The organism is Egicoccus sp. AB-alg2 (assembly GCF_041821065.1).
Classification (GTDB): Bacteria; Actinomycetota; Nitriliruptoria; order Nitriliruptorales; family Nitriliruptoraceae; genus Egicoccus.
Map to the genome: position 1 here is coordinate 19,571 of NZ_JBGUAX010000008.1, position 21,646 is coordinate 41,216.

The 21,646-nt window shown below is 73.8% G+C and carries 23 protein-coding genes; 13 read left to right on the forward strand and 10 right to left on the reverse strand.

Annotated elements, in window-relative coordinates; all coding sequences use genetic code 11:
- Window positions 1-83: 83 nt before the first annotated feature.
- Window positions 84-1,232, forward strand: coding sequence for an aromatic acid exporter family protein (locus ACERM0_RS16230; RefSeq protein ID WP_373679665.1), 1,149 nt, complete (start codon window positions 84-86; stop codon window positions 1,230-1,232).
- A gap of 138 nt (window positions 1,233-1,370) precedes the next feature.
- Window positions 1,371-1,916 carry a hypothetical protein gene (locus tag ACERM0_RS16235; RefSeq protein WP_373679666.1) on the forward strand — a complete coding sequence of 182 codons (546 nt, stop codon included), beginning with the start codon at window positions 1,371-1,373 and terminating at the stop codon, window positions 1,914-1,916.
- On the opposite strand, the gene ACERM0_RS16240 is transcribed toward ACERM0_RS16235, so the two are convergent.
- The 3 genes from ACERM0_RS16240 to ACERM0_RS16250 form a co-directional block, all read right to left on the reverse strand.
- Window positions 1,878-2,627, reverse strand: a complete 750-nt coding sequence (locus tag ACERM0_RS16240; protein WP_373679667.1) for a RibD family protein — start codon at window positions 2,625-2,627, stop codon at window positions 1,878-1,880. The genes ACERM0_RS16235 and ACERM0_RS16240 overlap by 39 nt on opposite strands.
- A gap of 12 nt (window positions 2,628-2,639) precedes the next feature.
- Window positions 2,640-3,791 carry a serine hydrolase domain-containing protein gene (locus ACERM0_RS16245; RefSeq protein WP_373679668.1) on the reverse strand — a complete coding sequence of 384 codons (1,152 nt, stop codon included), beginning with the start codon at window positions 3,789-3,791 and terminating at the stop codon, window positions 2,640-2,642.
- Window positions 3,792-3,932: 141 nt separating this feature from the next.
- Window positions 3,933-4,649, reverse strand: a complete 717-nt coding sequence (locus ACERM0_RS16250) for a uracil-DNA glycosylase (protein WP_373679669.1) — start codon at window positions 4,647-4,649, stop codon at window positions 3,933-3,935.
- Window positions 4,650-4,685: 36 nt separating this feature from the next.
- Between ACERM0_RS16250 and selD the strand changes: the two genes are divergently transcribed.
- Window positions 4,686-5,768 carry a selenide, water dikinase SelD gene (gene selD, locus ACERM0_RS16255; RefSeq protein ID WP_373679670.1) on the forward strand — a complete coding sequence of 361 codons (1,083 nt, stop codon included), beginning with the start codon at window positions 4,686-4,688 and terminating at the stop codon, window positions 5,766-5,768.
- Here the strand turns inward: selD and ACERM0_RS16260 are convergent.
- Both ACERM0_RS16260 and ACERM0_RS16265 read right to left on the reverse strand, forming a co-directional pair.
- On the reverse strand, window positions 5,765-7,771 hold the full coding sequence (locus ACERM0_RS16260; protein WP_373679671.1) for a GMC family oxidoreductase N-terminal domain-containing protein: 2,007 nt from the start codon (window positions 7,769-7,771) through the stop codon (window positions 5,765-5,767). The genes selD and ACERM0_RS16260 overlap by 4 nt on opposite strands.
- A gap of 87 nt (window positions 7,772-7,858) precedes the next feature.
- Window positions 7,859-8,251 (reverse strand): TIGR03618 family F420-dependent PPOX class oxidoreductase, encoded by a 393-nt coding sequence (locus ACERM0_RS16265; protein ID WP_373679672.1) that lies wholly within the window; start codon window positions 8,249-8,251, stop codon window positions 7,859-7,861.
- A gap of 228 nt (window positions 8,252-8,479) precedes the next feature.
- Here ACERM0_RS16265 and ACERM0_RS16270 point away from each other — a divergent pair, with 228 nt between their 5' ends.
- From ACERM0_RS16270 to ACERM0_RS16280, 3 genes are all read left to right on the forward strand, one after another.
- Complete coding sequence (locus tag ACERM0_RS16270) at window positions 8,480-8,929, forward strand: M67 family metallopeptidase (RefSeq protein ID WP_373679673.1); 450 nt, start codon at window positions 8,480-8,482, stop codon at window positions 8,927-8,929.
- 2 nt (window positions 8,930-8,931) lie between these two features.
- Complete coding sequence (locus tag ACERM0_RS16275) at window positions 8,932-9,324, forward strand: hypothetical protein (RefSeq protein WP_373679674.1); 393 nt, start codon at window positions 8,932-8,934, stop codon at window positions 9,322-9,324.
- 112 nt (window positions 9,325-9,436) lie between these two features.
- A complete protein-coding gene (locus ACERM0_RS16280; RefSeq protein ID WP_373679675.1) occupies window positions 9,437-10,591 on the forward strand; it encodes an S-layer homology domain-containing protein in 1,155 nt (384 codons plus the stop codon).
- 1 nt (window position 10,592) lies between these two features.
- On the opposite strand, the gene ACERM0_RS16285 is transcribed toward ACERM0_RS16280, so the two are convergent.
- Genes ACERM0_RS16285 through ACERM0_RS16295 form a run of 3 tightly spaced genes read right to left on the reverse strand, consistent with a single transcriptional unit; the run spans window position 10,593 to window position 14,419 of the window.
- Window positions 10,593-11,783, reverse strand: a complete 1,191-nt coding sequence (locus ACERM0_RS16285; protein WP_373679676.1) for a winged helix-turn-helix domain-containing protein — start codon at window positions 11,781-11,783, stop codon at window positions 10,593-10,595.
- 39 nt (window positions 11,784-11,822) lie between these two features.
- Window positions 11,823-13,253, reverse strand: a complete 1,431-nt coding sequence (locus tag ACERM0_RS16290; RefSeq protein WP_373679677.1) for an NAD-dependent malic enzyme — start codon at window positions 13,251-13,253, stop codon at window positions 11,823-11,825.
- Window positions 13,254-13,291: 38 nt separating this feature from the next.
- A complete protein-coding gene (locus tag ACERM0_RS16295) occupies window positions 13,292-14,419 on the reverse strand; it encodes a DNA topoisomerase IB (RefSeq protein WP_373679678.1) in 1,128 nt (375 codons plus the stop codon).
- Window positions 14,420-14,589: 170 nt separating this feature from the next.
- On the opposite strand from ACERM0_RS16295, the gene ACERM0_RS16300 reads away from it, so the two are divergent.
- The 7 genes from ACERM0_RS16300 (at window position 14,590) to rdgB (ending at window position 19,559) form a co-directional block, all read left to right on the forward strand.
- Window positions 14,590-14,838 carry a hypothetical protein gene (locus tag ACERM0_RS16300; protein WP_373679679.1) on the forward strand — a complete coding sequence of 83 codons (249 nt, stop codon included), beginning with the start codon at window positions 14,590-14,592 and terminating at the stop codon, window positions 14,836-14,838.
- A gap of 177 nt (window positions 14,839-15,015) precedes the next feature.
- A complete protein-coding gene (locus ACERM0_RS16305) occupies window positions 15,016-15,294 on the forward strand; it encodes a MoaD/ThiS family protein (protein WP_373679680.1) in 279 nt (92 codons plus the stop codon).
- A 3-nt stretch (window positions 15,295-15,297) separates the two neighbouring features.
- Window positions 15,298-16,236: a PLP-dependent cysteine synthase family protein gene (locus ACERM0_RS16310; RefSeq protein WP_373679681.1), complete on the forward strand. Its 939-nt coding sequence runs from the start codon at window positions 15,298-15,300 to the stop codon at window positions 16,234-16,236.
- A 74-nt stretch (window positions 16,237-16,310) separates the two neighbouring features.
- Window positions 16,311-17,066, forward strand: coding sequence for an MBL fold metallo-hydrolase (locus tag ACERM0_RS16315; RefSeq protein ID WP_373679682.1), 756 nt, complete (start codon window positions 16,311-16,313; stop codon window positions 17,064-17,066).
- Window positions 17,067-17,183: 117 nt separating this feature from the next.
- Window positions 17,184-18,086, forward strand: coding sequence for a trypsin-like serine protease (locus ACERM0_RS16320; RefSeq protein WP_373679945.1), 903 nt, complete (start codon window positions 17,184-17,186; stop codon window positions 18,084-18,086).
- 106 nt (window positions 18,087-18,192) lie between these two features.
- Entirely contained in the window at window positions 18,193-18,957 is a 765-nt protein-coding gene (gene rph, locus ACERM0_RS16325) for a ribonuclease PH (protein ID WP_373679683.1), read from the forward strand.
- Window positions 18,954-19,559, forward strand: a complete 606-nt coding sequence (gene rdgB, locus ACERM0_RS16330; protein WP_373679684.1) for an RdgB/HAM1 family non-canonical purine NTP pyrophosphatase — start codon at window positions 18,954-18,956, stop codon at window positions 19,557-19,559. The genes rph and rdgB overlap by 4 nt, the downstream gene beginning before the upstream one ends.
- A gap of 25 nt (window positions 19,560-19,584) precedes the next feature.
- On the opposite strand, the gene ACERM0_RS16335 is transcribed toward rdgB, so the two are convergent.
- The gene (locus ACERM0_RS16335; protein WP_373679685.1) at window positions 19,585-20,277 is read right to left on the reverse strand and encodes a response regulator; all 693 of its coding nucleotides are present in this window, start codon (window positions 20,275-20,277) and stop codon (window positions 19,585-19,587) included.
- Window positions 20,274-21,476 (reverse strand): sensor histidine kinase, encoded by a 1,203-nt coding sequence (locus tag ACERM0_RS16340; protein ID WP_373679686.1) that lies wholly within the window; start codon window positions 21,474-21,476, stop codon window positions 20,274-20,276. The genes ACERM0_RS16335 and ACERM0_RS16340 overlap by 4 nt, the downstream gene beginning before the upstream one ends.
- Window positions 21,477-21,646 lie beyond the last annotated feature (170 nt).

Sequence of the window (21,646 nt, forward strand, 5' to 3'; positions counted from 1 at the left end):
TCGTCGCCGGGAGCCGGCCCGGCGTCGCCGGGGCGGCGGGCGCGGGCCTAGGCTCGGGCGTCGCCGAGCACCGAGACGTCGCCGTGAACGAGACCAGCGCCGGCGGGGACGGGCCAGGTCCGCTGGCGCGGTCGGGCGGGCGCCTCCGGGCCGCGTCACGCGGCATCGCGCAGACCGCCGTCGCCGTGGGGCTCGCCTGGCTGATCGCCACCGAGATGTTCGGCTACGCCCTGCCGTTCTTCGCCCCGGTGGCCGCCGTCATCACGCTGGGTGCGGCTTCCGGCGCGCCGGCACGCCGCGCCGTCGAGCTCGCGGGCGGCGTCGCGCTGGGCATCCTGGTCGGCGACCTGCTGATCCTCGCCATCGGCACCGGCACCGTCCAGATCGTCACGGTCGTGGTGCTGGCGATGCTGGCCGCGACCGCCGTCGGCGGCACGATCCTCGTGGTCAACCAGGCCGCCATCTCCGCCATCCTGGTCGCCACGCTGTTGCCGCCGACGGCGACGCTGGTGCCCCACCGGGTGTTCCACGCGGTCATCGGCGGAGCCGTCGGGGTGCTCGTCGGCCACGTGCTGCTGCGCTCCCCACCGGTGCCCAGGGTGGCGCGGGCCGCACAGCCGGTCTTCGCCGGACTGTCGCGGGCGCTGGCGGAGACCGCCGTCGCGCTGCGTACCGGTGACGTCGACCTCGCCGAAGCGGCCCTGCTGCACGCCCGGGACCTCGACCCGCAGGTGCGGGCGCTGGCGCAGGCGCTGTCGGACGCACAGGATCTCGCCCAGCTCACGCTGGGTCGCCGCATCCTGCGCGAGCGGCTGCAGGCCCAGGAGGAGGCGTTGCGGCAACTCGACCTCGCCGTCCGCAACACCCGCGTGCTGGCCAGGGCGAGCATCGCCCTGCTGTCCTCGACCCCGCCCGACGACGCGCCGGACGACGCCCTGACGGACGTCAGCGAGGCCGTGGAGGACCTCGCCAACGGCGTCGAGGCGCTGGGGGAGCAGCTGACCGCGGACGGCTCGCCCGAAGCGGTACGGGACGTGGCCCTGCATGCCGCCACCCACGCCGGGCGCCTGTTCCCGAACCGTTGGTCGCTGTCGTTGGCGCGGGTCGTCGGGCAGGTCCGCGCGACCTCGGTGGACCTGCTGCGCGGCTCGGGCCTCGACCTGTGGACCGCTCAGCAACTGCTCGAGCAGCAGGACGACGGTGGCACGACGGCCGATCGGCACGGTCGCTGACGGCCTACGGCCAGGCGTCCGCCACCGCCTCCGCGTGCCCGGGCCGCGGCCCCCCACCGTCGGGCCGGGGCGAGCCCGCCCGCCGCCGACGGTGGGGGTCACCTTCGACGGCGACGTGACCGCGAGGAGAGGCAGATAGTGTCCGGGGATCAGACCGGCCGCCGTGTCGTCCACGACTTGAGCCAGGCGGCATGGTTCGGTGGGGCGCTGGCCGAGACCGTCGTGATGGAGGCCGCGGGCCGGCGACCCGTCGCCGGCACCCGGGAGGTCGCCGAGCGGCTGGCCGTGCCGTGGGAGTACGGGCGGTTGACGGTCGTGCCGATCTTCGCCGCCGCTGGTGTCGCGCTGACCGTCGGCAACCGCGCGCGGCTGGTCGCGCAGCGCGGAGCGGGACGCACCTCCCTCGTGCGGACCGGCCTGATCGGCCTGGCCGCCGGGCTGGACCTGGTGCGCGCCGGTCTGGCGCACCGCGTCCGGGCCGCCACCCCCGGGCCGGCCGACGCCGACGTCCCCACCCGCGACGCCACCGACCTCGCCCGCCTGCGGTCGCAGTTGCGCTGGGCGCGCTGGGCGACGGTGCTCGCGACCGGCGCGGTCGTGGTCACGGGGGCGCGCCAGGGCGAGCAGCAGCGACCGCGCGAACTGCTACGGGGCCTCGTGGACCGCCTGTCCATCGCGGCCTGAGGCGTCGCCGACCACGGCGTAGCGCAGCCAGAGGTGGTCGTCGGGCTCCTGCTCGACCTGCCGCAGGGCGAGCCGCACGGAGGGTGGCGTCGGCGGCAGCGGCGGCCCCGGAGGGAGGTCGGACGGGCGCCCCGCCAGGTACGGGGCGAGGACGACGCTCACCTCGTCGACCAGGCCGGCGTCGAGAAGGGCCGCGTTGAGCCCTGCGCCGGCATCGACCCGCACGGCCGTGCTGCCGACGACCGCGTGCAGGTGCCCGAGCAGCGCCGACAGGTCGACGCGGTCCTCGCCGCACAGGACGAGCTCGACCCCCGCGTCGGCGGTCCGGGCGCGGTGCGTGGCGGGCGTCGTCGCACTTCCGGCCACGAGGACGTCGCGCCACAGCCCGGCGGCGCGAAGCCAGTCGAACCGCGTCAGCCGGCCCCGGCTGTCGACGACGACCAGCAGCGGGGCCTCGCCGCGCGAACCGTCGCCCGGTGGGGCGCTCCGGTCCCCGTCGGCGTCCGAGGCGGTCTCTTGGACGGGGTCGTCGACCGAGAGGTCCACGCCGGCATCGACCGCGGCGGCGACCATCGTGCCGCTGCCGGTCAGCACCACGTCGTGCGGCAGACGTGCCGCCAGCGCGTAGTAACGGCCGACGTCGGGTGGGAAGCCGGTGAGCTGCCCGTCGAGGCTCTGGAGCAGATGGGTCACCACGTACGGCCGGTCCATGCGGCACCTCGGTCAGGCGGCGTCGGTGCGCACATGTTCGACGATCTGCGCGAAGCGAGCCGGCCAGTCGTCGGTTCCGTGGTCGTCACCGAGCCGGACGACGACGACGGCTGCGTCGGGTGCGACGTACACGAACTGGCCGAAGTTGCCGGCCGCCATCGCGTGGCCGTCCGGGAGTGCCGTCCCGGCGAAGTCGCCGGTCCACCAGTGCAGCCCGTAGCCGGGATGAGGACGGGTCTCCTCGCCCCGGGACGTCGCGAGCTCCACCCACGCCGGCGGGACGACCTGGCGGTCACCGACCCGTCCGCCGTTGGCGAACAGCAGACCGAAGCGGGCGTAGTCGCGGGCCACGGCGTTCAGCCCGCTCTCCATCTTCTCGAAGCCGCTGCGGTCGGAATCGAGGCTCCAGGTGGCGTCGGCCTCGGCTCCCATGGGCCCCCACAGCCGCGCCGACAGGTACTCGGCGACGGGCGCCCCGGTGGCCCGCTCGAGCACCAGTCCTTCGAGCAGCAGGTTGTAGTTGTTGTAGAGGAACTGTTCGCCCGGCCGGTGGTCGACGCGTGCGGACAGCGCCGTCGCGCGCAGGTCCGTCCCGTAGTAGGTCTGGGCGTCGTCGCTCCAGGGCAGCGAGCGCTCCACGTAGCTCAGGCCGCTCGACATCGTCAGCAGGTCCCGCACGGTGATGTCGGCGAAGCGTGCGTCGCGGTCGAGCAGTTCCGGGACGAAGTCGGTGATCGGCTCGTCGAGGCTCTGGATGGCGCCGTCGTCGATCGCCAGCCCGATCAGGGTCGACACGACCGATTTCGCGACCGAGAAGGACGTGCGCAGTACCTCGGGGCCGTTGTCGCCGAGGTAGTGCTCGTAGCGCAGACGGCCGTCGTGTACGACCAGGAACGCGGCCGTCTGGGTCTGCTCGAGGAGGGCATCGGCGTCGTCGACGTCCCAGGCCGCCGCCAGGTCCAGCGTCGGACCTGGTGGCAGTTCCAGGACCGGGCCGCCGCGGGGGACGGCTCGCGAGGGGAACCGCTCGACGTCGCCGGTGTCCGCGCCGAGCCAGGCGATCGCCCGCGAGGCGCCGTAGCGGTCCACCGTCGCCCAGGCGCCGGCGTAGACGACGCCGGTCAGCAGCAGCGCTGCGAGCAGCAGCCGAACGGGCAACCGCACGTGCTGTTCTCCATGCGTGGTCGTGGCCGCCCCGGCCACGACGGGTCCCCTCGCGGGGCGTCCGCTCCCGGCGATCTCGCACACGATACGCGCTGCCGCGGCCTCGCGGCCATTCGGACGCGTGCGGGCCGCCCGTCGCCGTCAGGCGTCGTCCGCGGCCGGGCCGACGTCGTCGAGGAGTTCGCGGGCACGCACGAACACGGCGTCCAGCATCGGTTCCGTCAGCCGGCCGGTGAACGTGTTCTGCTGGCTGACGTGGTAGCTGCCCAGCAGCGTGCGTCCGTCCGGCAGTGGCGCCTGCGTGCCGTGACCGAACCGCGGCTTGGGGCCGTCCCAGCCGCGGTGCGACAGGATCACGTCCCACGCGAATCCGCCGAGCGCCACGACGACCTGCCACGGCAGCAGGTCGAACTCCGCACGCAGGTAGGTCGCACAGCGATCCCGCTCGGCCGGGGTCGGCTTGTTCGCGGGTGGCGCGCAGCGGACCGGCGCCGTGATCCAGAGGTCGGTCAGGCGCAGCCCGTCGTCGCGGTGGGTCGAGGTCGGCTGGTTCGCGAAGCCCGTGCGGTGCAGCGACGCGTAGAGCCAGTCGCCCGACCGGTCGCCGGTGAAGATCCGGCCGGTCCGATTGGCGCCGTGCGCCGCCGGGGCGAGGCCGACCACCAGCACGCGCGCTCGCGGGTCACCGAATCCGGGCACCGGTCGGCCCCAGTAGTCCCAGTCGGCGTACGCCCGCCGCTTCTCGCGGGCGACCTGCTCGCGCCAGGTGACCAGCCGTGGGCACGCACGACACTCCACCACCGCCGCCGCCAGGGTCGGCAGGTCGGGGAAGGTGCGTCGGCGCGGGTGTCGTCTCATGGCAGGCGGCAGGCTACGCCGCCCTACGCTCGTCCCATGGACGCCGACACGATCCGTCTGACCGCCTACTCCCACGGGGCCGGCTGCGCGTGCAAGCTGTCACCGACGGAACTGTCCGAGGTGATGGGCGGACTGACGCCGGCCCGGTCGCCGGACCTGCTGGTCGGCCGCGAGCACGGGGACGACGCCCTGGTCTGGCGGCGCCCCGACGGGCGTGCGCTGGTCGCCACCGTCGACGTGTTCACCCCGATCGTCGACGACGCCACCACCTGGGGCCGCATCGCTGCCGTCAACGCCGGCAGCGACGTGTTCGCGATGGGCGGCCGGCCGCTGTTCGCCCTCGCCTTCGCGGCGTGGCCACGGGAGCGGCTGCCACTGGGCCTGCTCGCCGAGGTGCTGGAGGCCGGCCAGCACGCCGCCGCGGACGGCGGCTGGGTCGTGGCCGGCGGGCACACCATCGACGGCGCCGAGCCGCTGTACGGCCAGGCCGTGATCGGCGAACTCGACCCGGAACGGATGCTGGTCAACGCCGCCGCCCGGCCCGGAGACACGCTCGTACTGACCAAGCCGCTGGGCACCGGGCTGCTCACCACGGCCGTCAAGCGCCGCGACCCGGCCGCGCACCGGCCCGGCGGCGAGCTGGCGCCGCTCTACGACGCGGCCGTACACGAGATGACCCGCAGCAACGGCCCCGCCGCGCTCGCCGCCCTCGACCACGGGACGCGCGCCGGGACCGACGTGACCGGGTTCGGTCTGCTCAACCACCTGCGTGAGCTGCTGCTGGCCAGCGGGGTGTCCGCACGTCTCGACGTCGACGCGGTCCCGCGGCTGCCCGGCATCGAGCAGGTGTTGGCGCGCGGCGAGGTGCCCGGGGGTACGCAGCGCAACCTCGCGCACGTCCGCGGCCACCTCGACGTCGCCGACGGGATCGGCGAACCCGACCTGGTGCTGCTCGCCGACGCGCAGACCTCGGGGGGCCTGCTGCTGGCGGTGCCCGACGCGGCCGCTGCCGATGATCTGGTCGCCGAACTGCGTGACGGCGGCCACACCGCCGCCGTGGTCGGGGCGGTCGAGGACGGTGACGCCGGCCGGGTGCGGCTGAGGCGGGCCTCGACCTAGCGGGCCGTGCCGGGACCCGAGGGGGTCGCGGCCGTCCGTGCCAGGACGGCGTGGGCGGTGCGACGGGCCAGCGCCATGCAGGTCAGCATCGGGTTCGAACCGACCGCCGTCGGGAACGCCGAGGTGTCGCCGATCCAGACCCCGCGGGTGTCGTGCAGTTCGCCGTGTGGGTCGGCGACACTCGTCGTCGGGTCGGTGCCCATGCGTGCCGAACCCATCTGGTGCGCGCTGAACAGCGTCCGGTGCCCGGCACCTTCGCCGGCGTCCTGAACCCGGCCGACGAAGGCGTCGAGGTCCTCGCCCCGGCGCCACATCGCCAACGACCGGTGGGTGTCGAAGATCACGCGTGCACCCGCCGCGGCGTGCAGCTGGATCAGCGTCTGCAGGGCGTGGCGGCGCACCTCGTGGTCGATCGGGTCGGTCAGCGGGTAGCGGACGACGGCTTCGCCGGTGCCGTCGATGGTGACCGTGCCGCCGCCGTGGTCGCGCGTCACGGCGATGAAGACGCCGTTGTTCGCGAACCGTCCCATGAGCAGCTTGTGGTCGCGCCCTGACCGCCAGGGCACGGCCGCGCCGGAGATCGCCGGGTGCAGGTGGGCGGTCTCCACGAGGTAGCCGAAGCCGTCGACGAGGTCGCCGTGGCCGGTGACGATGGTCGCCTGCGGCGGTCCCCACCATGCCCGCAGGTCCTCGTCGTAGAGGCCCACGATCATCGGCACCGGGTGCAGGCGCAGGTACCGGCCGGCCGCGGGCCCGCCGATCCCCGAACGCAGCAGCAGCGCCGGGGTCTCCAGCGCGCCGCACGCCACGACGACCTGCGGCGCCCGGACCGTCAGTGGCAGTGTCCGGCCGTCGGGCAGCGTGACCCGACCCTCGACGCCGTGGGCGACGCCGTGCCGGGTCAGGACCCGAGCCGCGCGGGCGCGGCAGATGATCCTCGCGCCGTCGGCCTCGGCGTCGCGCAGATAGGTCGCCAGCGTGCTCTGCTTGCTGCCGCTGCGGTCGCCGTAGCCCGTGTGCCCGGCCAGTGCCGGGTCGTAGGTGGCGGGGTCGGTGTTGCGGGTCGCCTTCGTCCACGCCAGCCCGAGCGCGTCCGCACCGTCCGCGAGCTTCTGGTTGACGCCGTTCAGGTCGGTGCAGTCGGCGTTGGCGGCCACGCGCCGCAGGATCGCATCGAGGTGGGCGTCGAAGGCGGGGCCGTTAAGGTCCTCCAGGCCGTGGTCGTCCGCCCAGCGCTGCCGAACGAGGTCGGGCGGGCGCACGCAGTTGAGCCAGTTGATGGTCGTGCCGCCGCCGAGGGTGCCGCCGGCGAGGATGGCGACGTTGCCGTCGTCGGTGAGGTCGAGACCGCCACGCCAGTACAGGCTGCGCAGCGCCGACAGCTCGTCGGCCGGGAAGTCGGGCGCCTCGAAGTGCCCCCCGGCCTCGAGCACGACCACGGACAGGCCCGCGGCCGCGAGTTCACCGGCGACGACCCCGCCGCCGGCGCCGGAGCCGACCACCACGACGTCGGCGTCGAGGTCGACCTCGTCCGCGTCCAGCGGTGGGGACCAGGTCGTCAGCTGCCTCGGTGGCGCCTCGATCGCGGGCGGGCCGGGGTAGCCCAGCTGCGGCCAGTTGGGGTTGCGTCCGCTGGCGTCGACCAGTCCGTAGAAGAGCTGGGAGACCAGGCCGCGCAGCCCGTCGAGGCCGGCGCGCGCGTCGCCGGAGGAGGCCGCCAGCGCCCGCAGGACGGCTTCGCGGGCTCCCTGCGGCAGGCGCGCGAACCCGGTGACCCGCAGCAGGTCGAGCAGCCCGGCGAGGTCGTCCAGGTCCTCGTCGGCCAGCAGGTCCTCGAGTCGCTCGACGAGTGCCGGCACGAGGTCGAGGTCGCTCGCGCGCCTGGCCCAGAAGCCGTACGGGTCCGCCGCCTGGGAACGAGGCGGCCGCACCGCCGGTGCGTACGTGTCGGCCAGCGCCGCGAGCACCTGCCGGCGTCGCTCGTCGAAGACTCCTGCTGTCATGGCCGCTCCCTCTGCGTGGCACCGAAACCGTAGGCCGCGACGGACGTGTCGCCGACATCCGAGGCGGCAGGTCGCGGCCCGTACGGATCAGAGGCGGGGCACGACCCGGTCGGGCGCGATGCGCAGGATGGCGCGCTCCGAGGTGATCGCATCCGGGTCGTAGTCCCGGCCGACGTAGCGTCGGGCGCACGCGTCGATGTGGTCGCGCGCCGCCTGGCCACGGACCACCTCGACGACCTTGCCGCGGACCTCGACATAGCGGTAGGGATCGTCCGCGTCCCAGATCAGCACCGTCGCCCGTGGGTCCGCCTCGACGTTGCGGAACTTTCGCCGATGGACCTCGGTGTTGACGAGCACGTGCTCGTCGTCGGCGTCGACCCACATCACCTGGGTCTGCGGGGTTCCGTCCTCGAAGAGGGTGGTCAGGGCGGCGAAGTTCCGGCCGGTGGCCAGCGCCTTCACGTCGGGGTCGAGCGGCACGTCGTCTCTCCTTCGGGACCGCGGGACGGGGACGGGGGACGCTAGGCGACCGGCGGGAACGGGGCATGCCGCTACGGGCCACGATGCCGCGAACGGCCCGTCGGGCGGCCACGGTGGCGCACCAGCGGGCTCGGGTACCGTCGGGGCCGTCGTGCTCCGACGGGGACGCCCGGTCCTCGTCCGCATGCGCCGGTGGCGCCACCGGTCGTCGCGAGGAGGCAGCCCCGCGTGAGCAGTTCCGTCACCCCGTCGCTGGACGATGCGGCGGTCGAGGCGTTCGCGCTCGACCGCGCCACCTGGGACGCGCTGGTCGAGCACGCCTGGTCGGACTTCCCGTACGAGGTGTGCGGCCTGGTCGGTGTGCGGCCCGACGGCAGCTGCCGGGTGTACCGGATCGACAACGCCGAGCGGTCCATGACGTACTACGTCATGGACGCAAAGCAGCTGCTGCGGGCGATGCGCGAGATCGAGGACGAGGGCTGGGAACTGGCCATCTACCACTCCCACACCCACACGCAGGCGTACCCGTCCGCCACCGACATCCGTCTGGCCGCCTATCCCGACGCCACCTATCTCATCGTCACGCTGCAGGACCGCGACCGTCCCGACATCCGTGGGTTCTCGATCGTCGACGGGGTCGTGACCGAGAAGCGCGTCGTCGTCCGCGAGGAGGCCTGACCATGCGAGTGACGCCCCTGCTCAAGCGCGGCTGGGCGATGGCCCCTGTGGTCATCGAGGTCGCCCGACAGGTGGAGAAGCAGGTCGGGCCGCACGTGCGCGCCTGGCAGCTGGCCAACTCCGTCGACGGCTGGGTCGGACGATGGACGGACCACGCCGGCGCCCACTGGGTCGTGTTCAAGAGCCCCGACGCGCCGCCGTTGCAGGCCTTCCCGCCGCTGTCGGACGCCGAGCTGCGCCGGGCGGGCCAGGACCTCGACCGCGCCCAGCTCCGCCACCACCGCGAGCTGCCCGAGGCGATCGCGATCGAACGGCTCCAGCAGCTGCGCCGGTTCCCGGGCGACGCCGTGCGCCGGTCGGCCCGGGACGTGGGGCGGGAGCCGCAGGAGGACTAGTACCGTCGACCGGCGGACGATCGGGCGTCCAGCGCCTGCGTGCCCGGCGACGACTTCCCATGGTGGTGGGGAGTCGTCGAGGGGGCATGGGGTGCACGTCCGGATACGTCACTTGACCACGTTCGCCGTTGCCGTTGCCGTGGCCGCCCTGGCAGCGTTGACCGTCGGGGCACCGGCGCTGGCCTCCCCGTCGGTCGGCGACGGTGCCGTCCACGATCCGGGGCCGGGCGTCGCCGACGCCGACGTGACCCACACGTACACGGTGGAGACGCGCGGGGGCGTGCAGACCGATCCGTCCGGCTTCGCGGCCGACGCCGAGTCGATACTCGGCGACGCGCGCGGGTGGACGCTCGGCGGCAGCATCGCGTTCGAGGAGGTCGCCTCCGGCGGTGACTTCACCCTGGTACTGGCCTCGCCGTCCGCGGTCGACGCGGCCCATGAGGTCTGCAGCCCCGACTACAGCTGCCGGGTCGGCGACCAGGTGCTGATCAACGACCGCAACTGGCAGGACGCGACGCCCGCCTGGCGGCAGTCCGGGGCCCCGCTGTACCTCTACCGGCAGTATCTGGTGAACCACGAGGTCGGCCACTACCTCGGCTTCGGCCACTACGAGTGCCAGGGCGCCGGGGAGCGGGCGCGCGTGATGCAGCAGCAGTCCATCTCGCTGGACGGCTGCGAGCCGTCCGGCTGGCCGGACGCGTTCGAGCGGCAGACGCTGGCGGACTGGGCCGGGGTGGCCGTGCACGACTGGGTCTTCCCCGACGTGTTGCACGGTGACGCACACCGCGACGCGATCCACGCGGCGGCGACCGCTGACGTCGTCCGCGGTCATGCCGATGGCTACTTCCGGCCGACGGCGGCGATCGAGCGGGGTCAGATGGCGAGCATGCTGGCCCGCGCCCTCGACCTGAGCGCCATGGACGCCCCGCCGTTCGCGGACGTCGCCGACGACGAGGAACATCGCGAGGCGATCGCCGCGGTGGCCGAGGCCGGCATCAGCGAGGGCTACGAGGATGGCACCTACCGTCCTCGCGCCAGCGTCACCCGGGCCCAGATGGCGGCGTTCCTCGCCCGCGCCTTCGGTCTCGAGGCGACGTCGTCATCCGATTTCCCGGACGTGCCGGCCGACCACGCCCATGCCGACGCCATCGCAGCGGTCGCCGAGGCCGACGTCGCCGAGGGATTCGAGGACGGCACCTTCCGGCCGCACGACGCCGTCACCCGCGCCCAGCTCGCGAGCTTCCTGGACCGCGCCGGCGCCTGGTGACTCAGCCGACGGCGGCGGCCAGCACCGGTGCGAGGTCGCCGCGCGGTTCGACGACCACGTCCGGCACGTCCAGCCAGGCGCCGAGTTCGGCCAGCTCGGCCGCCAGCTCGCGGGCCACGTGGAGCCGGTCGACGCCGGGCTCGGCGAAGGCGCTACGCACCAGCAGGCGCCCGGTCGGGCGATCGGCTTTGAGGTCGACCCGCGCGACGAGCTGTTCGCCGAGCAGGAACGGCAGCACGTAGTAGCCGAACACCCGCTTCGGCTCGGGGACGTAGATCTCGATGCGGTAGTGGAAGTCGAACAGCCGCAACGCCCGTTCCCGTCGCCACACGAGCGGGTCGAACGGCGAGAGGAGCGTGCGAGCGGGGAAGGTCCGCGCCGCGCCGGCGCGGGGGTGGCGATAGACCGGCTCGCCGTTCCAGCCGTGTACCCGCACCTCCTCGAGCTGGCCGCGCGCCGCCAACCGCGCCAGCGCCGGGCGCGCCTCGGGCAGCTTCAGCCGGTGGTGGTCGGCCAGGTCACCGGCCGTGCCGATGCCGTGGGCCCGCGCCGCACGCAGCAGCAGCGACTCGATCGCCTGTTCGCGCGGCGGTGCCTCGACGTCCCGGTGCGGCGGTGGCACGACCCGTTCCGTCAGGTCGTAGACCGCCACGAAGTTCGGGGTGCGGTGGTGCACCGTCAGGTCGCCGCGCATGGCGAGATGGTCCAGCGCGATGCGGCCCTTGGGCATGCCCCACCACGGGCCGGTGCGTTCGCCGGGATCCTCGAGGTCGCGGACGCTGCGAGGCCCGTGCCGGGCGATCTCGTCGAGCACCCGGTCGAGGTAGCCCTCCACGTGCAGGGCGCGGGTGCGCTCGCCGGGGCGGACCGCGGCGCGCCGGTGGTGCAGCAACGGCCACACCTCGGCCGGCGTCATGGAGGCGACGTGGACCCATCCCTCGAACAACTCGCGCGAGCGCCACAGCCAGGCGTCGCGCGCGCGGCGGTCGTGCGCCCCGATGCGGGACCAGAACGGCAGCTCGTGCGCCCGCGCGAGCACGTTGACGCTGTCGAGCTGGACGATGTCGACCGTGTCGAGCACCCGGCGGAAGTGCCGCACGTCGCGCCGGACCCCGGCCGGTGGCCGCGGACGGCCGAAGCCCATCGCCGTGAGAGCGATGCGCCGGGCATGCCGCAGCGACAGGGTCCGCATGGGCGCAAACCTACTGGCTGACCCGGACAGCCTCGGTCGTCAGCCGTCGGCGGTGAGCCGCTGGTCGGTCTCGGCCTCGGCCTCGGCCTGACGCCGCACCGCGTCGGCCACCACGGGCACGACCCGGTCGCTGAAGACGCTGGGGATGATGTGCGAGGGGTGCAGTTCCTCGGCGCCGACCACGTCCGCCAGCGCCCGGGCGGCCGCGACCTTCATGTCCTCGGTGATGTAGCGGGCGCGCGCGTCGAGGGCGCCGCGGAAGATGCCGGGGAACGCGAGCACGTTGTTGATCTGGTTGGGCTGGTCGCTGCGGCCGGTCGCCACGACGGCGGCGTGCTGGCGGGCGCCGACGGGGTCGATCTCCGGGTCCGGGTTGGCCAGGGCGAACACGATCGGGTCGCGTCGCATGGGCTTGAGGTCCTCGGGCTCGAGCAGGTCGGGGGCGCTGACGCCGATGAACACGTCGGCACCCTCCAGCGCTTCGCGGATGCGACCGCCGCGCCGGTCCCGGTTGGTCCGCTCGCGCAGCCACACGTGGCTCTCGTGGGCGCACGGATGGTCGACCCCGCCGATGATGCCGTCCGCGTCGGCGACCAGCAGTTCACCGATGCCCTCGCGCAGCAGCAGCCGGGCGATGGCCATCCCGGCCGCGCCGGCGCCCGACAGCGCCACCGTCACGTCGCACAGTTCCTTGCCGACCAGGCGCAGCGCGTTGATCAACGCGGCCAGCACGACGATGGCGGTGCCGTGCTGGTCGTCGTGGAAGACCGGGATGTCGAGCGAGGCGCGCAGCCGGTCCTCGATCTCGAAGCAGCGCGGCGCGGAGATGTCCTCGAGGTTGATGCCGCCGTAGACCGGCGCGATCGCCTCCACGGTCCGCACGATCTCGTCCGGGTCCTTGGTGTCGAGGCACACCGGCCACGCGTCGATGCCGGCGAAGCGCTTGAACAGCGCGGCCTTGCCCTCCATGACGGGCAGGGCGGCGGCCGGACCGATGTCGCCCAGCCCGAGCACGGCGCTGCCGTCGGTGACGATCGCGACCGTGTTGCCCTTGATGGTCAGCCGCCGGGCGTCGTCGGGGGTCTGCGCGATCGCGCGGCAGACCCGGGCCACCCCGGGCGTGTAGGCCATCGACAGGTCGTCGCGCGTCTTGAGCGGCACCGTCGAGCGCACCTCGAGCTTGCCGCGCAGGTGCAACAGGAAGGTGCGGTCGCTGACCCGGTGCACCTCGACGCCGTCGAGCGAGTCCACGGCGGCCGTGATCTGTTCGGCGTGCTCGGCGTCACCGGCGTTGACGGTCACGTCGATGACGACCATGTCGCGCTGGGTCTCCACGAAGTCCAGTGCCGTCACCGCCCCGGTGGCCTCGCCGATCGCGGTGGTCGTCCGGCCGATCGCGCTCGGGTCGTCGGCGCGCATCCGCAGCCGCAGCGTGATGGAATAGCTCGCGTTGGGGGTCATGGCGGACATGCGGGACCGGGCCTCGGTTGTTGACGTGGGCGTCGAAACTACTCGTCGTCCTGCACGGCCGCGAGTTGCTCGGAGGGCGGTAGCTCCAGCCGCACCAGCCGCTGGACGGCGCGCTCGGACCGGGAGAGCCCGTCGATCTCCGCCGGGTCCGGATCCCAGGCCTCGTCGAAGTGCCCGAACCGGTAGGCCTTCGGCACCCGTGGGTCGAGGTAGCTCGCGCGGCACACGGCCCGCGTGTTGCCCAGCCGTTCGGCGGCCTCGTCGATGGCGGCCAACACGTTGCGGTCGGCCTCGCGCGCCGACGCCGGCGGGCCGAGCTCGCGCAGGGTCTCCGCCGCCACGACCGTGCCGCCCCACGTCCGGAAGTCCTTGGCGGTCAGGTCGTCGTCCGCGATCTCGCGCAGGTAGGCGTTGACGTCGCCGGAGTCGACGTTGCGCCATTCGCCGTCGTCCTGCCACGCGAACAACCGCTGGCCGGGGATCTCCTCGCAGCGCAGCAACTGGCGGGCCAGGCGGGGGTGGCGCAACTCCAGGTCCTGCTCCTGCCCGCTCTTGCCGGGGAACGAGAAGTGGACCCGGGTGCCGTGCACGTCGACGTGCTCGCACGCGAGCGTGGTCAGCCCGATCGCGCCCCCCTCGTCGCCGGGTTCGCGGCTGCCGATGCGGATGAGCGTCTCGTCGAGCAGCGCGACGACCAGTGCGAGCACCCGCTCGCGCGACATCGTCCGCGCGCGCAGGTCACGGTCGACCGACGCGCGGATGCGCGGCAACGCCGTCGCGAACGCCTCCATGCGGTGGAACTTGGTCGCGTCGCGCACGGCCCGCCAGCGCGGGTGGTAGCGGTACTGCTTGCGCCCGGCGTCGTCGACGCCGGTCGCCTGGACGTGCCCGGCCGGGTCCTCGCAGATCCACACGTCGGTCCAGGCCGGCGGGATCGCCAACGCCTGGATCCGCTCGCGCTCCTCGCCGCTCACGAGCGTGCCGTCGTCGCGGACGTACGAGAACCCGCGGCCGCGCCGCAGCCGCCGGATACCGGGTTCCTCGTCGTCGACGTAGACCAGTCCCGCGGCCTCGGCGTGCGCTTCGGGGGGCGCGTCCGCGGGCAGTTCGGCGACGACTGGCAGGATCCCGGTCACGGTCGGGTCAGGCGGTGGCGCGCTGGTCATGACGGGCGGGATACCGTCCGCCCCCCTGGTCCGGGGCCGGTCGTAGCGGTCCGGCGGCGGTGGCCACCCCGCCGGCGGTGGCCGCACGTCACCCGAAGGGCCGGTTGCGCTTGCTCCCCTTCGCGCAGCCATGCCGTCATACTGCCGTCAGCCACGTGGAGGTGGGGGGAATGACCGATCGGGCGACACCGGGAGGGCTGGCCAACGGCGGACACGTGCGGGTCGTGACGCTCGACCAGGCCGCGGCCGAGGCCAGGGAGCTGCTCGACGACTACGAGCGTCGCTACGGGCTGCCGTCGGAGCGACGCGCGGAGGCGTTCACCGACGCCTCGGGTCGGCTGCACCAGACCGGCGACTACCTGTTGTGGTCGGCCACCTGGCAGCGGTGGTGCGACTTGCGGAGCCGCCTGGCATCGTGACGCACGGGGACACCCACGGGCGGTCGGGAAGATCTCGGCGGTTCGCGACGTTGTCACGCCCAGGGACCGGTCCACCGGTGCGTGCCGGATAGGCTGCCGGTCCACGAGCACGGCCCGACGCGCCACCGGCGCGGGCGGCCGAGAACCCCCGCTTCCCGACCACGAGGTCCACTGCCGATGCCCGTCGTCCGGATCCCCACCGTGCTGCGCAAGCACACCGACAACCAGGCCAAGGTCGAGGCCGCCGGCGGCACCGTCCGCGAGGTCTTCAGCGACCTGACCGGCGCCCACCCCGGCCTGCAGGAACAGCTCTTCGACGGCGAGGCCGTCCGCGGCTTCATCAACGTCTACGTCGACGACGAGGACATCCGTTACGTCGAGGGCCTCGACACCGCCGTCGAGGACGACACGGAGATCGCCATCATGCCCGCCGTCGCGGGTGGCGCTGCGGCGTAGGTGGTGCGGTTCGACGACGTCTCGCAGGCCATCGGTGGCACGCCGCTGGTCGGGCTGCCGCGTCTGTCGCCGGCGGGCTACCGCCTGTATCTGAAGCTCGAGGGCCACAACCCGACCGGGTCGGTCAAGGACCGGGTCGCGAAGTACCTGGTCGAGCAGGCCGAGCAGCACGGCGAGCTCAAGCCCGGGCAGCGGGTGCTCGAGCCGACCTCGGGCAACACCGGCATCGCGCTGGCGGCGATCTGCAAGGTCAAGGGTTATCCGCTGACCTGTGTGATGCCGGAGAACACCTCCGAGGAGCGCAAGCAGCTGCTCACGATGTTCGGCGTCGAGCTGGTGTTCTCGCCCGCCACCGAGGGGTCCAACGGCTCGGTCCGGCTCGCGCGTGAGCTGGCGGCGGCCGACCCCTCGCTCTTCATGCCGTTCCAGTACGGCAACCCGGCCAACGCGCTCGCGCACTACGAGACGACCGCACCGGAGATCCTCGCCGACCTGCCGGACGTCACGGCGTTCGTGGCCGGGCTCGGCACCGGCGGGACGGTCACCGGGGTGGGCCGGCGCCTGAAGCGCCACGACCCGTCGATCAAGGTGTTCGCCGCCGAGCCGGAGTACGGCGACCTCGTCTACGGGCTGCGCAACCTCGACGAGGGCTACGTGCCCGAGGTGCTCGACCAGTCGGTGCTCGACAGCCGCATCAAGGTGAACTCGCTCAAGGCGCTGCAGTTCACGCGCCGGCTCGCCGAGGAGGAGGGCATCTTCGCGGGCGTCTCCACCGGCGCGTCGCTCGCCGTGGCAGTGCGGGTCTGCAAGCGACTGCCCGAGGGCTCGTCGATCGTGGCCCTCTCGCCGGACGGCGGCTGGAAGTACCTGTCGACCGGCGCCTACGCGCCGGGTGACGTGAAGGAGATCGCGACGCGGATCTCCGGCACGCTCTGGGCCTGACGAGCGTGCGAGGTCAGGGGCGCGAGCGACGTCCTCGCCGTTAGGCTCGGCGGCCGGCGAGGGGAGTGTGGGCCGTGGGTCTCGAGCTGACGGTGCTGGGTTGTGCTGGCTCGCACACCGGTCCGGGCCGGGCGTGCTCCGGGTACCTGGTGACGGCGGACGACACCCGGCTGCTGGTCGACTGCGGCAACGGGTCGACCGCGAACCTGCAGCGCTTCGCGAGGTTCGACCAGCTCGACGCGGTCCTGGTCACCCATCGGCACGTCGACCACTGCATCGACCTGATCGGCATGTACTACGGGCTGCGCTTCCACCGCGAAGGTGCGCGACGCATCGACCTGTACGCGGCCGCCGAGGTGGTCGACACCCTGACCGGGTTGCTGTCGTCGGACTCGGCCCTGGGCTTCCACGAGGTCTTCGACGTGCACGAGGTGGCCGGCGGCGACCACGTCGAGGTGGGGCCGCTGCAGCTGTCGTTCGCGGACAGCGTGCATCCCGTGCCGACGGTGTCCGTGGCCGTCCAGCACGGCGGGCGCCGACTGGTGTACTCCGCGGACTCGGCGGGCGGCCCGGCGCTGGTGGACCTGGCGCGCGGCGCCGACCTGTTCCTGTGCGAGGCGACCTGGCAGGGCGACCCCGGCGATCATCCGCCCGACATGCACCTCACCGCCCGCGGCGCCGCCGAGGTCGCCGACCGTGCCGAGGTGCGGCGGCTCGTGCTGACCCACGTGCTCGGGTCGCTCGACCCGCACCGCTCGGTGGAGGAGGCCGCGCGCGTGACCGGCATCCCGGTCGAGGCCGCCATGGACCTGCGCACCTGGGCGCTCTGACGGACAACGCAGGGCACGCGGACCGGAAACCGGGCGGCCGTCTGGCCTCGCGCCTATCTTCCCTCCGTCTACGCGCCAAGGGGTGGCGCGGGGGGAGGACTCGACGTCGTGAAGCGCATGCTGCTGGCCGCCCTGGCGGCCGTGATGATGATCGCCGGCGCGCTGCCGGCCGCGGCGATCACCCAGGGAACGCCCGACGGCAACCGGCACCCGATGGTCGGTCAGTTGTTCTTCCACGTGCCGGACGACCCGGACCCGCGGTTCACGACGCCGGGCGCCTGGTACTCGTGCACGGGCACCCAGATCTCGGCGACCGTCGTCCTGACCGCGGGGCACTGCACCTGGGCGGTCGGTCTCGACGGCGAGTCCACCCTGCCGGACGGCGTGGGTGGCAACGACGTCTGGATCACGTTCTCGGAGGTCCCGAACCTCGACGACATCCTCGCCCCGAGCCTGTCCTTCGACGGCGACAACCAGGCCCGCTACGAGACCTGGTCGGAGGCGCTGGAGGCGGATCCCACCTGGCACCGTGGCACGGCGCAGTCGCACCCCGACTACGACGACCGCAGCTTCTTCCTCGCCGACGTCGGCGTGGTCGTCCTGCACGAGCCGATCGAACGTGACGCCTATGGCGAACTGCCCGAGGTGGGCTACCTCGACCGCGTCAAGGCCGACCGCACGCACGACAAGCTGTTCACCCCGGTCGGCTACGGCGTGCAGTCGCTCGTCCCGGTCTACGACCCGGGCGGCACGCGGCAGTTCTCCACCTCGAAGCTGATCGACGTCCGCGGCACCCACGGGATTCCCGCCGGCGTCGCGGCCAAGTTCACCAACAACCTCGGCAAGAAGCACACGGGGGGCGCCTGCAGCGGTGACTCCGGCGGACCGCTGTTCGAGCAGGGCAGCTTCCTGATCGGTGCGATCACCTCGTACGGCATCAGCCCGTGCATCGGCAACGACGGTGCCTACCGCATCGACAAGACGCTCGACCTGGCGTGGATCGGGACGTTCCTCGACTGAGGACGCCCGTGCCAGGAGCACACCCCGACGGCCGCCTCCGGGCGGCCGTCGGTCGTCGCAGGGGGGCAGTAGCGTTGCGGCCCACGCCCCGACGCCTGGAGCCCCCGTGCACACCGAGCCACCCGCGGCCAGCGACACCGCCACCTCGGTGCCGGCCCGTCCCGACGGTCGCGCCGCCGACGAACTGCGGCCGGTGTCCCTGGAGGTGGGGGTACAGCGCAACCCGGCGGGGTCCGCGGCCATCGGGTTCGGCGGAACCCGCGTGCTGTGCGCCGCGTCGGTCGAGGACGGTGCGCCACGCTTCCGCGAACGGCGCGGCTGGGTCACCGCCGAGTACGCCATGCTGCCCGGCTCGACGACCGACCGGTCGCGTCGTGAGCGCAACGGCCCCGGCGGCCGCTCCAAGGAGATCGAGCGGCTCATCGGCCGCTCGCTGCGCAGCGTCGTCGACCTCGACGCGCTGCCCGACGTGACGGTGACGGTCGACTGCGACGTCCTGGAGGCAGACGGCGGCACGCGCACCGCCGCCATCACCGGCGGCTGGGTCGCGCTCGCCCAGGCGCTGCGGGCCCGCGGCTGGGACCGCCACCTCGTCGGCCAGGTCGCGGCCGTGTCGGTCGGCATCGTCGACGGGCAGCCGGTCCTGGACCTGCCCTACGTCGAGGACGTACGCGCCGAGGTGGACATGAACGTGGTGGCGACCGCCGACGGCCGTCTCGTCGAGGTGCAGGGCACCGCCGAGGGCGCGCCGTTCGACCGTGAGCAGCTCGACCGGCTGCTCGACCTCGCCATCGCCGGCTGCGAGGAGCTGTTCGCCCGCCAGCGCGCGGCGCTGGACGGGGGCGCCGCGGTGGACGGGGGTGCGGCGTGACCCGCCGCCTCGTGGCCGCGACCGCGAACGCGCACAAGCTCGCGGAGATCCAGGCCCTGCTCGACCACCTCGACGTCGAGGTGGTCGCGATGCAGGCGCTGGGCGTGCCCAGCCCACCCGAGGACGCAGAGACGTTCGAGGGCAACGCGCTGATCAAGGCCCGCGCCTGCCACGCGGCGACCGGCCTGCCCGCGATCGCCGACGACTCCGGCCTGGAGGTCGACGCACTCGGCGGCGAGCCCGGGGTCCGCTCGGCGCGGTACGCCGGCGAGCAGGGCGACGACGCCGCCAACAACGCCAAGCTCGTGGCGGCGCTGCGCGACGTGCCGCCGCCGCGCCGCACCGCCCGGTTCGTGTCGGCGGTCGCGTTCGTGGCCGCCGACGGCACGGAGCACGTCGTGCGGGGCACGATGGAGGGCCACGTCGTCGACCGGCCCCGTGGCGGCAACGGCTTCGGCTACGACCCCTACTTCGTCGGTGACGACGGCGACGGCCGCACCAACGCCGAGCTGAGTCCGGAGGAGAAGAACGCGCGCAGCCACCGCGGTGCGGCGTTCCGCGCCATCGTCCCGGCGCTCGCGCAGGCCTTCGCCGACGCCTGACGCGCGAGGGCCGGTGCCAGGCACGTCAGGTCCGGTGCAGGCCGGTCTCGTGTGCGATGAGCGCCAACTGGACCCGGTCGCGGGCGGCGAGCTTCGTCATCGCGCGGCCCACGTGGGTCTTGGCCGTGGCCGGGCTCATGTGCAGTTGCCGGCCGATCTCGACGTTGTTCATCCCGCGACCGACGAGCGCGACCACCTCGCGTTCCCGGTCGGTCAGCACCGCCAGCCGCTCGACACCCGACGGCCGCTGCGCCGCGTGCTCGCGGAGGGCGGCGATGACCCGGGTCGTCACGGTGGGTGAGAGCAGCCCGTCGCCGGCCACGGCGACGTGCACGGCACGGCGCAGCTCCTCGGGTTCGACGTCCTTCAACAGGAAGCCGCTGGCGCCGGCCTCGATGGCGTCGACGATGTACTCGTCGAACTCGTAGGTCGTCAGCACCACGATCCGGACGCCGGCGAGGGAAGGCTCCGCCAGTATCCGCCGGGTGGCCTCGATCCCGTCGACCTCCGGCATGCGGACGTCCATCAGCACGACGTCGGGCCGGTGCAGGCGGGTGAGGTCGACGGCCCGGGCGCCGTCGTCCGCCTCGGCCACCACGCGGATCGCCGGATCGCGTTCCAGGACGAGCCGGAAGCCGGCACGGACCAGGGTCTGGTCGTCCGCGAGCAGCACCCTCACCGGGCGAGGGTCGGTGCTCCCGTCGTGTGCGGGGCTCATCGGCCGTCCTCTCCGGTGGGCAGCGCGGCCACGACGCGGTAGCCGCCCGCGCCGGCCGCACCGGCGGAGAACGTCCCGCCGAGTGCCTGCGCCCGCTCGCGCATGCCGACGATGCCGAACCCCCCGGGCGTCGCCCCGGCCGCGCCGGGCCCGATGCCGTCGTCCTCCACCTCGAGGTGCAGCGCCGTCCGGGCGAAGCGCAGCCGGACGGTCGCCTTCGACGCGCGGGCGTGCCGGATCACGTTGGTGAGGGCCTCCTGGACGATCCGGTAGGCGGTCAGCTCCACCGCGGCGGGCAACGTCCGGACTTCGCCGGCCGTGACGACGTCGACGGCGACGCCGGCGTCGGCGGCATTGCCCACGAGCGTGTCGAGGTCGGACAGGTCGGGCGCCACCGCGCGGGGCGCCGCCTCTCCTTCCGAACGCAGCACCTCGATCGTCGCGCCGAGCTGGTGCATTGCCTCTTGGGCCGCGGCGCGCATCGAGCGCAGGGCCCGATGGGCCTCGCCGTCCTCGTCGAGGCCGTCCGCGGCGGCACCGGCCTGGACGGCGATCGCGGTGATGGTGTGGGCGAGCACGTCGTGCAGTTCGCGTGCCACGCGCAGGCGCTCGGCGGTCAGCTGCGCGCGGGTCTCCAGCTGCTGTTCGACCGCCAGGGCACGCAGCCGTTCCTGGGCCTCCCGGCGCAGCAGGCGCCGGGTCCGGGTCCCCTCGCCCAGCAGCACGACGAGCACCAGCAGCGACACCGTCACGACGACCAGCAACGGGTGTTCACGGTCGACCAGCAGCCGGTACCCGGCACTGCTGGCGACCGCCAGGGACAGCACGGCGAGGGCCGGGCCACGGTGGCCCTCGGCCATCGCGCCGTACAGCGCCGCCATGAGCAGGGGCAGCTCCGCGCCGCCGGCGTAGCCGAGCCGCAGGTAGACGGCCACCAGGACGGTGACACCGACCAGCACGAGGACGGGTCGGGACCGTCGCGACAGCAGCAGGACGCCCGCCAGCACCAGCAGGCCGACCCCGAGCAGGTCCGGGTCGCGCGGCGTGGGCTCGGCCGACCAGACCTGGACGACGACCGCGGCGGCGGTGGCCGTCAGCGCCACCAGGACGTCCAGCAGGTCGGGCCGGGGGACGGCCAGCAGCGGGCGGACGGCGCCGACGAGGCGACCCTGTCCGACCGGTGCGGCGTGCTGCTCCACGGTGCCTCCTGCGGCGCCGTCCGTGACCGGCACCGCCCGCAGCAGGCTACGCCCCGGACAGCGCGGCCCGCGTCCTCCCGGCGGCGTGGACGGCCTACACCCAGCGGCGTACGCCGCCGCCCCACGAGGAACGTCCGGCGCCACCCCGCGATGCCTTCCGGCTACGCCGG